Origin of the sequence: Amygdalobacter indicium (genome assembly GCF_029101545.1) — a bacterium.
Lineage (GTDB): Bacteria > Bacillota > Clostridia > Saccharofermentanales > Fastidiosipilaceae > Amygdalobacter > Amygdalobacter indicium.
This window is the reverse complement of record NZ_CP118866.1, coordinates 1,309,034-1,322,280: the sequence shown is the minus strand read 5'-3', so window position 1 is coordinate 1,322,280 and position 13,247 is coordinate 1,309,034. Positions and strand designations below refer to the sequence as shown.

Here is a 13,247-nt window from a genome sequence, read left to right as displayed (position 1 = left end):
TTATCACTAGAATAAAGTATTACGCAACGTCATAGTCAAGTATTTTTTGCTAGCGTTGCCGTCTAATGCTCAATCTAAGACTGTTGTATTTATACAGCCTCAATCGGCAAACCATGACTTCCGATTGACACCTGTCACATCTTTTCTGAGTTAATAGTTATGACGTAGATTTGAAATGCTTAGGATTGATTCATCCTAAAATATAGGGTATAATCCTCTTAAAAGGAGGCTATCGTTATGAATGTAAATACAGATACGCTGATTTCAATTTCTGAAGCCAATCAAAACTTCTCAAAGGTTGCTCGTCTTGTCGATAAATACGGCTCAGCTGTAATACTAAAAAACAACTCTCCGCGCTATGTGATTTTAGAGTTCCCTAAAGCCGAAGAGGTTTCTGCTCCAGCTGATGATGAGGTCATGGCTTTATCCGCCATGTTCATCAAAAAGAACAAAAAAGTCTATGAGGAATTAGCTAAATGAAGCATCTAACACGAGAACCGGTGATTAAACTTCACTAAACTCTTATTGAAACTAGCGGTGCTTCTTCAGGTAGATTCTGCACTAAAAACTCAAGTTACATCAGGCAAGGCAGATGAAAATGACCTTTACAGCTTCCTGCCCACGCCTGAAAAAATTAACAATACACAAAATATTAAAGAACAAAGAAGAAAAAAGACACAATGATGTTATCCTACTGTGCATTTACTGTTGTATAAAGAAAATTATAGGTTTCTCGCTTGGCGGGAAATTTCGGGGTTGTAATGCCGTAATCGGATTTTAATTACCCTCCGGCGGCATTCTCCTTTATTTTTATATTTTGTTTTATGGGAGCAATTATGAAACGAAGTAAGAAGAAAGCAAAAGCAGTTTTACCGGTAATTATAAGCGTCGGTATCTGTGCAACTTCTGTCGGTGTAAGTGTAAACGCCCTTCCTCAAGTTGCCTATGCAAGCAGTACTGCAGGTGTTGCAGGTGCACAAGCTGTAAGCGCCAACAATGCTCAGGCAGGCGAACTTCCGCCGGTGCGCACAAGCTTAACCAAAGAAGAAGCAGAGCAGATGGCAGGCTGCGAGGCCTATTTTGATCAAGCAAAGCATGAATTCGTTATTCGGCCTAAGAACGGGGCGAACGAGGGCGTTATTTCCTATTCGATCGCTAACAAAAAAGACGATTTTGAAGCAATAAGAAACGTACTTATCTTTGATGACACCAGTGGTGATGTGCCGGTACGCTTCGATAAGCGAGTGTATATTTACGGTTCTACCAATGCCTCTGCCAACGATACTTTGTTTTACCAAGCCCACGTCAAAACCATTAATATTACGGATAATTTGAGCATTAAATTTGCCAAGGATTTGGCCAAATTCTTTATGCAAAATTATAATAAGGCTGCCGATCATCTGCACTATATTAAGGGCATAGAGAACTGGGATACGTCGAAGATTGAAAGTATGGAAAAGATGTTTAATCTGGCCAGTCAGCTTGAAGGCAAGATTGATCTTTCGCGCTGGAACGTATCCAATACCGATAAGCTTAATTTGATGTTCTCGGGCGTCGGCAACGATAACTTTATCCTGGATTTCAGCAATAAAAACTTTAAGAATGCAGCTGATGTTACCAACATGTTCAATTCTTTCCGCGGCGTGCTGGTGGCCAATAATTGGACGGTTGCGGATCCGAATGGGTCGAGCAATCCGATTCAAAAATTGATTAATAGCACAAGCTCTATTCTTACGCACTGGAACGGTTCTGCATACACCGGCCCTAGCTGGCACTTGCTCATTACCGACAACCCGACGATTCTTGAAAAGAATAAGACTGAGAAGTACAAGTTCTACAAAAAAGTCAAAGTCATATACAAAGTGAACGGTACCGAAAAGTCGGCAGAGCTTGAGCTTCCGGCTGTTTACGATTCCCGCATCGACGCAGATGGCAAACCCGATGCAAGCAAGGCCGCTTCCAACGACCCTATGCAAGTCGTCAGACCGCAGATTGACGATGCTATTAAACAGGCTGTAAAGGACTTGCGCGACCAAAATCCTAGCCTTAAATTACCTGAGAATGTAATTCCTGTGCCGGTTCACGACCTTAAGGACGCTAAGTCACCGATTGAACTTTTCCAGGATTACTACCTTGGTCTTGTAAAAGAAGAAGTAACAAAAGCTAAGACAACGTACACCGCTGATCCAAAATTGGAATACAAGAAAGTTGAATATGATACTCAACCTCAAGACGGTAAAAAACAAGTCATAACCGGCGCAATGAAGGACGGCGCTTGGGATCCTGATGCCACATCAGAAAAAGAAATAACGAAGGCTGTGGATGGTAAAGCCCGCGTAGGCAATAAGGAAGTTAAAACCGAGGAAATTCAGCCCGATACCAAGTATGAGGCCGACGGCACCCTCGATTATAAGAAAGAGCAGCCGACAGAAGGCACCAAGGGAACTAAAACTACAACTACAATTTATAAAGTTGATGAGAATACGGGACTGACGAATACTGTTCAGTCAAGCGAAAGCAAAACAACAACGCCCGCTAAAGACAAAGTCATCAAAGTCGGCAATGTTGAGAAAAAGACAAGCGACATTCCTTGCAAGAAAACTTATGAGGGGAATGAGGCTCTTACCTACAAAGAACAGAAAACTAAAACTGCCGGTAAAAACGGTAAAGAAGAAGTTACCTTAACTTACAAGGTAGACGCTAAGACCGGCTTAACTCAGGAAGTTGAAGCGAAAAAGGGTTCGTGCACCAAGCCTGTTAATGAGGTTGTACAAGTCGGTAACAAAGAAGTTATTCAAAACAACGACGGCTCAACCACGACTAAGACTTACAAAGTTAACCCCGACGACGGTACTTTAAGTGATCCGACAGTAGTAACGGCACGCCCGTGGACCAATATCGCAGGTGGCGCGTCAGTCTCTGAAGTTTTAAAGGCTAAAATGACTTATGTTGCCGATGAATCACTGCCTTATGGCCAAACTCAGAAAGTAAGTGACCCTAAAGATGGGGAGAAGATCACTACTCCGACAGGTAAGGTGGAAAACGGCAAATGGGTCGAAGGTGACCCGAAAGTCGAAATTAAGGCAGCTGTAAACGGTGTAACTAAAGTCGGCAATAAGGAAGTTAAGACTGAGGATATTCAGCCTGGTGTAATCTATCAAGCCGACAGCTCGCTCGCTTACAAGCAGGAGCAGACGACAGAAGGCACCAAGGGCACCCAAACTACGACAACTATCTACAAGGTTAATCCGGACACCGGACTTACAGATGAAGTTGAAGGCACGCCGACTGTAAATACTGTCAAGGCCAAGGACAAAGTTATCAAAATCGGTAACGTTGAGAAAAAGACAAGCGACATTCCTTGCAAGAAAACTTACGAGGGAAATCCGGATCTTACTTACCAAAAACAGCAAACAAAAACAGCCGGACAAAACGGCAAAGAAGAAGTTACTTTGACTTACAAGGTAGACGCTAAAACCGGCTTAACGTCGGAAGTTGAGGCGAAAAAAGGCTTGTGCACGGAACCGGTTAATGAAGTTATACAAGTCGGCAACAAAGAAGTTATCAAAAACAACGACGGTTCAACCACGACTAAGACTTACAAAGTCAACCCGAATGACGGCACTTTAAGTGATCCGACGGTGGAAACCTCGCGTCCGTGGACCGATATTGCAGGCGGAGCAGCAGTCTCTGAAGTTTTAAAGGCTAAAATGACTTATGTAGCCGATGAATCACTGCCTTACGGCCAAACACAGAAAGAAAGTGACCCTAAAGACGGGGAGAAGATAACAACTCCGACAGGTAAAGTGGAAAACGGCAAATGGGTCGAAGGTGAACCGCAAGTCGAAATTAAGGCAGCCGTAAACGGTGTAACCAAAGTCGGCAATAAGAAAGTTGAGACTGAGGAGATTCAACCGGGCGTAAGCTATCAGGCCGACGGTACCCTCGATTATAAGAAAGAGCAGCCGACCGAAGGCGCCAAGGGAACTAAAACCACAACTACAATTTATAAAGTTGATGAGAATACAGGATTGACGAATACTGTTCAGTCCAGCGAAAGCAAAACAACAACGCCCGCTAAAGACAAAGTCATCAAAGTCGGTAACGTGAAAACCGAAACTGAGGTTATTAAATTTAAGACTACCTATGTTGCGGATGACACGCTTGCTTATGAAGCAAAAGAAGACAAAACTGCCGGTAAGGACGGTTCCAAGACGGTTATAACCACGTATAAAGTAGATAAAGCTACCGGTCTTAGCGCAGACGTTGAAAGCACTCAAGAAAAAAAGGTCGATCCGACAGACCATGTGGTGCGCGTCGGTAACAAGCAGGTTACGCATGAGGGCGATAAGACCATTACTACTACGTACGATGTCGATCCGAATACAGGAAAATTAACCAATCCGAAAAAGCACACCTCGATGCCTTGGGGAAATGTGACACCGGCTGATCAGTTACAAAAGACGGTAACTTTCAAGAATAGCGATGACAGTCAGATTACGAGCGTTAAGGTTGAAAAGGGTAAAGCGATTGCAACTGACGGTTTTACCGACCAATCTATGCCGGAAAATCCGACGAAAGACGGTTTTACTTTCAAAGAGTGGAATACGCAAAAGAATGGTCAAGGTACACCATTTACCGGTACAACGCCTGTAGATAATGATTTGACCGTGTATGCGATTTATACGAAAAATACTGTGACTCCGCCTGCACCTGAGCCGCCGGCACAGAATCAAAAAACAGTTACATTTAATAAGAAAGATGGAAGCCTGTTATCTACGGTTAAAGTAGAAACGGGTAAGAAAGTAGCGGCTGCTTCCATGCCTGCTGCTCCTGTTGAAGAAGGTTTTACTTTTAAAGAGTGGAATACTAAGCAGGATGGCACCGGTACAGCGTTTAACGCTGATACTGTTGTAAACAATGATTTGACTGTGTATGCGGTTTATACGAAGAACCCCGTAACGCCGCCGACACCGCAGCCTCAACCGTCTACACCGACGCCGACTGTTTGGGAAGAAACTTCGCCCGCGCCGACAGCGACAAACGAGCCGAGTGAATCGACTACAAGTGAAAAGTCAGGCAGAGCCGGGGGACATATAGTAGCAAAGACAGGCGAAACACCCTCATTTGCCAACATGTTGGCAGGCATCGGCCTGGCAATTGCCGGCTTTGTCACAGGCTTACACAAGAAAAAGAAAGAAGACAAGTGATCCGGTCCTTTGACCGTTGAAACTCAGCGCAGCAAGCCGCCGAATTGAATCGGCGGCTTTTTTACATGAAATCAGCCGAACTTGCGGTCCTGATCTGCCAAGCACACTTTGAGCCAACCTTGCGCCCCGGTTTGAATCCCCGTCACGCTACCGTTTAACCCTTTGACTTTCCGTTGGCATATAGACCAATTTAATAACGCCGAGAGACAAATAATTTGTTTCAAAACACATTGTAACATTTCAGGCGCCGCACCTATACTAAAGATAAATTAAAAAATCTGAGGCGATAAAATGAATGTTTTAATTATGATGGATTCTTTCAAAGGCAGCATCTCCTCTTATACCGCCGGTTGCACGGTCAAAGAGGCAATAAAAAAAATCAACCCTGCCGATGAAATTACAGTTTTGCCGGTAGCAGACGGTGGAGAAGGAACGGTATTCGCTTTTCAATCTTTCCCGAATCATCAAAGTGTGCAGGTAACTGTGAATAACCCCCTATTTGAAAAAACGCAAGCTACTTATGTCATTGCGCCGGACGGAAAGAGCGCCATTATGGAAATGAGTCAGGCTTCGGGCATTACGTTGATCCAAAACCGTTTGGCACCGTTGAAGGCTTCCACCTACGGCGTGGGCGAGATGATTATTGACGCTTTGAACAAAGGCATCCGCCATTTCATAATCGGCATCGGCGGTTCAGCCACCAATGACGGCGGCGTGGGCATGCTGCAGGCTTTAGGCTATCGATTCCTGAATTATCAACAAAAGGAAATCCCGGCCGGCAACTCCGGCTTAAGCCAACTGGTCAGCATCGACATCAGCAAGGCAGATGAGCGCTTGGCCCAATGCACCTTCGACATAGCCTGCGACGTTGACAACCCTTTGAACGGCGAACGCGGCTCAGCCCGTGTCTTTGCCCCGCAAAAGGGCGCAAGTGCGGAAGAAGTGGAAATCATCGAACGTAACCTGCTGCATTACCACCAAGTAACCCAAACCGTCATCCCGAGCGCCGACAACATTTATCCGGGTGTCGGAGCAGCCGGCGGCCTCGGCTATGCTTTCAAAAATTATCTGCACGGTAATTTACAATCGGGCATAGAACTGATACTGCAACTGATTCAGGCGAAAAATTATATCGAGCAGGCTGATCTGGTCATCACAGGCGAAGGCAAAATGGACTTCCAGACAGCCATGGGCAAGACGCCTGTAGGTGTAGCGAAATTTGCCAAAAAATATGGAAAAAAGGTAATTGCTTTTGCCGGAGTGGTGGACAATGACGCCGTTAGTGTCAATCAGGCCGGAATAGACGCCTTTTTCCCGATACTTGACCAATTAACAACTTTAGAAGAAGCTTTGTCGGAAGAAAAAGCCAAAGCCAATTTAAGTAGAGCTGTCAGTCAAGTAATAAATTTAATTAATTTGTGGAGGTAGTAGTTATTATGGATAACTCAGCGATGTTCAGCACCTTAGGTGCAGTTATCGGATTGGTAGTAGCGATAGTCTTAATTGTCAAAAATTATCATGCTACATATTCCTTAGTCATCGGTGCCTTAGTCGGCGGACTAATAGGCGGCGGCAGCTTGGTACAGACAGTATCGGCGATGATTAACGGATCGGCGACAATGATGAGCGCCGTCTTAAGAATTATGGCCAGCGGTATTCTGGCAGGCTGTCTGGTCAAAACCGGTGCGGCAGCCAAAATTGCCGACACGATTGTCAAAAAATTGGGCAGCAAAAACGCCTTGCCGGCAATCGCCATTTCAACCATGATTATTTGTGCAGTCGGTGTCTTCATTGATATTGCCGTCATCACAACAGCCCCGGTAGCCTTGGCCGTAGCGAAAAAAGCGAACCTGAGCAAGTCGGCAATTTTGTTGGCGATGATCGGCGGCGGCAAAGCCGGTAACATTATCAGCCCGAACCCCAACACCATTGCTACAAGTGAAGCCTTCCATTTAAGCTTGAACAGCTTGATGGCCGTCAACATTATCCCGGCAATTTGCGCCTTGATTTTCGTCGCTTTATTAACCAACGCTATTAAAAATAAATTCCACGATTATGTGACCGAAGAAGACTTGGAAATGAATGCCGACAAAAAGTTGCCGTCGTTCTTGCAATCTATTATCGGTCCGGTTGTAGTTATTGTGCTTCTTGCCTTGCGCCCGTTGTTCAACGTGGTGGTCGACCCGTTGATTGCTTTACCTGTCGGCGGCTTCGTCTGCCTGTTGGTGACCAAAGAATTTAAGCATGTAGCTGCTTATTCTCAATACGGTTTCAGCAAAGTCATCGGCGTTTGTGCTTTGTTAATCGGTACCGGTACAATTGCCGGCATAATTTCTCACTCCAATTTGCAAGCTGATATGATCAATTTAATCGGTTTGCTGCATCTGCCGGCTTTCGTTTTGGCCCCTGTTTCCGGTATCCTGATGGCAGCCGCCACCGCTTCAACCACCGCCGGTTCCACTATTGCCGGTCGTACCTTTGCACAAGCTCTGACAGCTGCGAATGTTACTCCCCTTAATGCCGCAGCTATGTTGCACGCCGGCGCTACGGTCCTGGATTCTCTGCCGCACGGCTCTTTCTTCCACGCTACAGGCGGCTCGGTGAAAATGTCGATTAAGCAAAGATTGCAGCTCATCCCTTATGAGGCTCTGATCGGTTTGGTTTCAACCGTTGTGGCTACAATTATTTATCTTGTTTAATTCCCTGCGGATTTGCAGAGAATTTGCGGAGAAGTCTCGGAGAATTTGCGGAGGCGTCGCGGAGAATTTGCGAAGAATTCCCGGAGCTTCGACTTGAGCCCGATTCTTCGCTGCTAATCCCGACAAAAGGCGGTGTAAGCTACCAATGTAGTTTATGCCGCTTTTTCATGCCCCAGCAAAAAAGTGAACGCGTCGCTCTACAGGCAGTAAATTGTGAACGCGTCGTCGCACTCAAGGAAAAAAAGTGAACGCGTCGCTCTACATGTCATAAATTGTGAACGCGTCGTCGTTAACAGGAAAAAAGACCATGTGTTGCGCGCCCCACTGTAAAATTTATATATTATAATTATTTACTTTTGCGCTTATATAACGTATGATAAGAGCGTGGAAGGAAACAATTTAATGCAATGAACCGATTAGAACAGATTATGGAAATTTCAACTGCAAACAATGGAGTTTTAAGAACATCAGAAGTTGTCAGTAAAGGTATTTCTAAAACAACTTTGGCAAAATTTGTGGAGGAATATAATTATGAGCGTACCTCACAGGGAGTTTACTGTTCTTCAGATGTGTGGAAAGATGAAATGTATTTGTTGCAGCTTCGTTGCCCTAAAATCATCTTTTCTCACGATACAGCCTTGTTTTTACTTGATATGACAGATCAAGAGCCGTTACAATACACCGTTACGGTAAAAAGTGGATATAATGCTACTAACTTAAGAGAAGCGGGACTTAAAATATATTCTATCAAAAAAGAATTTTTTGAACTTGGGACAGTGAAAATAAAAACACCTTTTGGAAATGAAATTTTAATCTACAATCCCGAGCGTACTGTTTGTGATCTGATTCGTAGCCGTTCGCAAATTGAAATTCAAGTTTTTCGAGATGCGATGAAACGCTATATTAAGCGTAAGGATAAGAATTTGCACCTTCTTATGGAATATGCACAAAAACTTCGTGTCAACCATTTATTAAGCAAGTATTTGGAAGTGTTACTATAATGATTCATTCATCAATGCAATTAAAAGATTTAATACGAAACCTGTCAAAAGAAGTAGGGATAGAGCCCTATGTGTTGATTAGAAAGCATATGATGGAGCGTTTCTTGGAGAGAGTATCTAAGTCCAAATATAATAGTAGTTTTATCCTAAAGGGAGGAATGTTGGTATCAGCTTTTGTGGGAATAGAGGCAAGAGCTACGATGGATATTGATACGACTATCAAAGGCGTTTCTGTAACAGCAACTGAGATGGAGCGTATGATTACAGAAATTTCAAACATAGACTTAGAGGATAATTTGAAATTCAGAATCAAGAAAGTATCGGAGATTATGGATGAAGCAGAATATTCAGGAATACGCTTTAGCATGGATGCGGTTTTAGATGGAGCGGTTATTCCTTTAAAAATTGATATTTCTACAGGAGATGTGATTACCCCAAGAGAAATATCGTATTCCTATAAGCTGATGTTTGAAGACCGAACAATTCCGATTATGACTTATCCTGTTGAAACTGTTTTAGCAGAAAAATTGGAAACTGTAATTTCGAGATCTATAACCAATACCAGAATGAGAGATTTCTATGATATTAATTTGCTTTTACAATCACAAAGAATAGATGATGATACATTAGGGCTGGCGTTAGAAAGAACCGCCAAGAAACGAGGAAGCTTAAACCTTTTAGAAAATGCGGAGAATGTATTAAAAGCGGTGAAATACAGTGATGATATGAAAAAAATGTGGAATACCTATCAGAAAAAATTTAGATATGCCGGTACATACACGTGGAATGATATTATGCGGTCTGTTAGGGAATTATCTGTAAAAGCTAAATTAAATGTTGAAAAACCGTCTGTTTTAGAAAAATAAAGCAGATACAAAAACAAGAAAAGACTAGTATAAGTACAATATCAAAAGACACAAATCCCTTTTCATCTTCGGATGCCTTTTATACTTTAGCTCAGGTAGAAATTTGTGAATGCGTCGTCATACTCAAGGAAAAAAAGTGAACGCGTCGCTCTACATGTCATAAATTGTGAACGCGTCGTCGTTAACAGGAAAAAAGACCATGTGTTGCGCGCCCCGGCAGGAAGCAGCAAAAAAGAATTTGATATGTTAGAATGTTAATATTTAACGGCCGACAAAACCGAATTCCGGCGCGTAACTGAAAGTAGGTACTTATGAAAAAAGCACAACACTTAAGGAACATCTTAGTTGCAGCGGCAATAACATTATCATTGTTATCTGTAACTTGCCTTAACAAGCAAACAACCGGAGCGGCTATCGGCGGCGGTGGAATCGTATCAGTAACTAATGGCGCAGTTAATTGCAATGCCGGCACTACTTGCGTGAAAAAAATCGGTGATATAGCCCATCTTTCTTACACAATACAGAGCAGTAAACTTTTAAGCAGCGAAGGCGTAAATATCCAAAAAACGGTAATTTTTGTCCCTAAAGTACTGCAAAATGTTAAGCTGACTTTAGTAAGCGTCCCCGATCGGGAAAAATACGAGCAAATATTACAAAATTCCCCTGCAAATGTAAGCATGACAGCTGCACCGGAAGTTCCGGTACAGGCTGTGAATAAAGAACTTAATATAGTTGAACTTAAAATTGATGCTGCAGGAAATTTTGTCGATGCTGCAGGCAAGATTGTTTATACTCAAGGGGATAAGGCAAACCCGCCTGCTTACGGCGGACAATTGAGTTCCAACTTACAAAATCCTAATTTGGGTGTTTTCAAAAGCTCTTCTTATGTAAATACGGAAGAGGGGCAAGTTTCCTACCTTTACTACAGTGATATAAGCAATAATATGACCAATCACGAACTGTATGACGAGTACAGTTTTACAATAAATGAAGATGGTGTATTTACATTGAAATTGGAAGGTGACGTCAAAACCGAGTCTGAACTTACCGTCCTGCCTATCAGAGTAACTAATGCAGTTTCCATCGACCATTCGGAAGGCGGCTACAATGATTCGCAAATGTTAACAGATTATTCCGAAGCGGTAAGAGGAGCTTTACCCAAATATTCACTCAGTGATGCAGCAATTAACCGAGCGTTATTAGCCCAAAACACAAAAGATGGACTTACAGGTTGTGCCCAATGTGCTGTAACTAAAGAAATTAATTCCAAGACACTTATAGGCGCCGATGTTGACGCCAAGCAAAAACCTTATGCTAAATCCTTTTTCGATTGGTACATAGAAACCTTCCAACTTAAAAAGAATCCGGCAATGTCTTATAAATTGAACGGTGTTGATGAAGATGCTTGTGATCAGGCGGCCGCCGTTATAACTTTATGCCCGGATGCTGAACCCAATCCCGGACCAAACCCCGGACCTAATCCCGAGCCGAACCCGACACCAACCCCGACACCCAATCCTGTACCGACCCCAAAGCAGACTGAAACTTCGCCTGCGCCTACAGTAACGACTACAGTAACAGAACCGACGCCGAAACATCGTGTAGTCAAAACAGGTGAATTGAGGCAAATCCCCGGTATACTCAACGGTCTGACTATTTTATTTGCCGGACTTGTAGCTCGAAGGAAAAAATAGGCGAAAAAAGTGAACGCGTCGCTCTACAGGCAGTAAATTGTGAACGCGTCGTCGCACTCAAGGAAAAAAAGTGAACGCGTCGCTCTATATGTCGTAAATTGTGAACGCGTCGTCGTTAACAGGAAAAAAGACCATGTGTTGCGCGCCCCACTTTACATTTGTCATATGTTATAATCTTCTATGACTAGATGAATGTTTGTTTTTAGAAAGGACAAATTGCCATGATGTTAAAGAATAAAGCCATCAAGTTATTGGCTGCTTTCAGCGCTTTGACAATCGGTTTAACTGCTTGCAGCAGCGCTACCGGAAAACCGGCTGACAGTCAGAAGAAGGATAGCGGAAAACCGGCCAAGACGAGTGAGTTGGTCATTTATTCCAACACGGTACAGGACGGCCGTGATGCCTGGTTGACAGAAAAAGCTAAGGCGATGGGAATTGATTTGAAGTTTGTGAAAGTTCCCGGCGGTGAGGTTTACAATCGTCTGGTAGCTGAGAAAAAAGCACCGCAGGCTGATATTGCTCTGGGTATGGATGAAGGTTATTTCACCAAGTTGGCCGACCAGGGACTGTTGGAAAAATATGAGCCGAAGTGGTTGAAAGATATTCCGAAAGAATATGTTCAGGGTAACGGCTTGTTCTCGCCGGTTTTGGAAGTGCGTATTTATTTAATGTATAATCCGAAATATATCAAGGATGCGCCCAAGGACTGGGATGATTTGATTAACAATGAAAAGTTCGTGAAAAAATATCGTCTGTCGCAGGCTATCAGCGGCGGTACGGATCAGAAGGCTGCGATGAGTATTCTTTTGAAGTATCGTGATGATAAGAGCAAGAACGGTATTTCCGATGAGGGCTGGAATCAGTTGAAGAAGTTCTACGAGCACGGTTATATGCCGCCTAAGGGTGAGGATTATGTGAAGAACTTTGCAACGGGTAAGGTGCCCATCATGTATTTCTTCTCCACTGCTGTACCGAAATCGGAGAAAAAGTTCGATTTCAAGGCTGATGCAGTTTCCATCGACCATTCGGAAGGCGGCTACAATGATTCGCAAATGTTAACAGATTATTCCGAAGCGGTAAGAGGAGCTTTACCCAAATATTCACTCAGTGATGCAGCAATTAACCGAGCGTTATTAGCCCAAAACACAAAAGATGGACTTACAGGTTGTGCCCAATGTGCTGTAACTAAAGAAATTAATTCCAAGACACTTATAGGCGCCGATGTTGACGCCAAGCAAAAACCTTATGCTAAATCCTTTTTCGATTGGTACATAGAAACCTTCCAACTTAAAAAGAATCCGGCAATGTCTTATAAATTGAACGGTGTTGATGAAGATGCTTGTGATCAGGCGGCCGCCGTTATAACTTTATGCCCGGATGCTGAACCCAATCCCGGACCAAACCCCGGACCTAATCCCGAGCCGAACCCGACACCAACCCCGACACCCAATCCTGTACCGACCCCAAAGCAGACTGAAACTTCGCCTGCGCCTACAGTAACGACTACAGTAACAGAACCGACGCCGAAACATCGTGTAGTCAAAACAGGTGAATTGAGGCAAATCCCCGGTATACTCAACGGTCTGACTATTTTATTTGCCGGACTTGTAGCTCGAAGGAAAAAATAGGCGAAAAAAGTGAACGCGTCGCTCTACAGGCAGTAAATTGTGAACGCGTCGTCGCACTCAAGGAAAAAAAGTGAACGCGTCGCTCTATATGTCGTAAATTGTGAACGCGTCGTCGTTAACAGGAAAAAAGACCATGTGTTGCGCGCCCC

General features: G+C 43.6%; 8 protein-coding genes. All 8 read left to right on the top strand.

Annotated features, from left to right (window positions below; genetic code table 11):
* Positions 1-237 precede the first annotated feature (237 nt).
* The 8 genes from PYS60_RS05555 to PYS60_RS05520 all read left to right on the top strand — a co-directional run bounded on the left by PYS60_RS05555 (position 238) and on the right by PYS60_RS05520 (position 13,098).
* On the top strand, positions 238-480 hold the full coding sequence (locus PYS60_RS05555) for a type II toxin-antitoxin system Phd/YefM family antitoxin (RefSeq protein ID WP_315568330.1): 243 nt from the start codon (positions 238-240) through the stop codon (positions 478-480).
* 344 nt (positions 481-824) lie between these two features.
* Complete coding sequence (locus PYS60_RS05550) at positions 825-5,210, top strand: G5 domain-containing protein (RefSeq protein WP_315568329.1); 4,386 nt, start codon at positions 825-827, stop codon at positions 5,208-5,210.
* A gap of 291 nt (positions 5,211-5,501) precedes the next feature.
* Positions 5,502-6,638, top strand: coding sequence for a glycerate kinase (locus tag PYS60_RS05545; protein WP_315568327.1), 1,137 nt, complete (start codon positions 5,502-5,504; stop codon positions 6,636-6,638).
* A gap of 8 nt (positions 6,639-6,646) precedes the next feature.
* On the top strand, positions 6,647-7,909 hold the full coding sequence (locus PYS60_RS05540) for a GntP family permease (RefSeq protein ID WP_315568326.1): 1,263 nt from the start codon (positions 6,647-6,649) through the stop codon (positions 7,907-7,909).
* 407 nt (positions 7,910-8,316) lie between these two features.
* A complete protein-coding gene (locus PYS60_RS05535) occupies positions 8,317-8,910 on the top strand; it encodes a type IV toxin-antitoxin system AbiEi family antitoxin domain-containing protein (RefSeq protein ID WP_315568324.1) in 594 nt (197 codons plus the stop codon).
* On the top strand, positions 8,910-9,776 hold the full coding sequence (locus tag PYS60_RS05530; protein WP_315568323.1) for a nucleotidyl transferase AbiEii/AbiGii toxin family protein: 867 nt from the start codon (positions 8,910-8,912) through the stop codon (positions 9,774-9,776). Before PYS60_RS05535 ends, PYS60_RS05530 begins: the two co-directional genes overlap by 1 nt.
* A gap of 311 nt (positions 9,777-10,087) precedes the next feature.
* Positions 10,088-11,470 carry a hypothetical protein gene (locus PYS60_RS05525; RefSeq protein WP_315568322.1) on the top strand — a complete coding sequence of 461 codons (1,383 nt, stop codon included), beginning with the start codon at positions 10,088-10,090 and terminating at the stop codon, positions 11,468-11,470.
* A 221-nt stretch (positions 11,471-11,691) separates the two neighbouring features.
* Positions 11,692-13,098: an extracellular solute-binding protein gene (locus PYS60_RS05520; RefSeq protein ID WP_315568320.1), complete on the top strand. Its 1,407-nt coding sequence runs from the start codon at positions 11,692-11,694 to the stop codon at positions 13,096-13,098.
* Positions 13,099-13,247: the final 149 nt, after the last annotated feature.

Excerpts from the sequence above, each read along its gene's own strand:
- PYS60_RS05555 (WP_315568330.1), top strand. The coding sequence starts at position 238 with ATGAATGTAAATACAGATACGCTGATTTCAATTTCTGAAGCCAATCAA.
- PYS60_RS05550 (WP_315568329.1), top strand. The coding sequence starts at position 825 with ATGGGAGCAATTATGAAACGAAGTAAGAAGAAAGCAAAAGCAGTTTTA.
- PYS60_RS05545 (WP_315568327.1), top strand. The coding sequence starts at position 5,502 with ATGAATGTTTTAATTATGATGGATTCTTTCAAAGGCAGCATCTCCTCT.
- PYS60_RS05540 (WP_315568326.1), top strand. The coding sequence starts at position 6,647 with ATGGATAACTCAGCGATGTTCAGCACCTTAGGTGCAGTTATCGGATTG.
- PYS60_RS05535 (WP_315568324.1), top strand. The coding sequence starts at position 8,317 with ATGAACCGATTAGAACAGATTATGGAAATTTCAACTGCAAACAATGGA.
- PYS60_RS05530 (WP_315568323.1), top strand. The coding sequence starts at position 8,910 with ATGATTCATTCATCAATGCAATTAAAAGATTTAATACGAAACCTGTCA.
- PYS60_RS05525 (WP_315568322.1), top strand. The coding sequence starts at position 10,088 with ATGAAAAAAGCACAACACTTAAGGAACATCTTAGTTGCAGCGGCAATA.
- PYS60_RS05520 (WP_315568320.1), top strand. The coding sequence starts at position 11,692 with ATGATGTTAAAGAATAAAGCCATCAAGTTATTGGCTGCTTTCAGCGCT.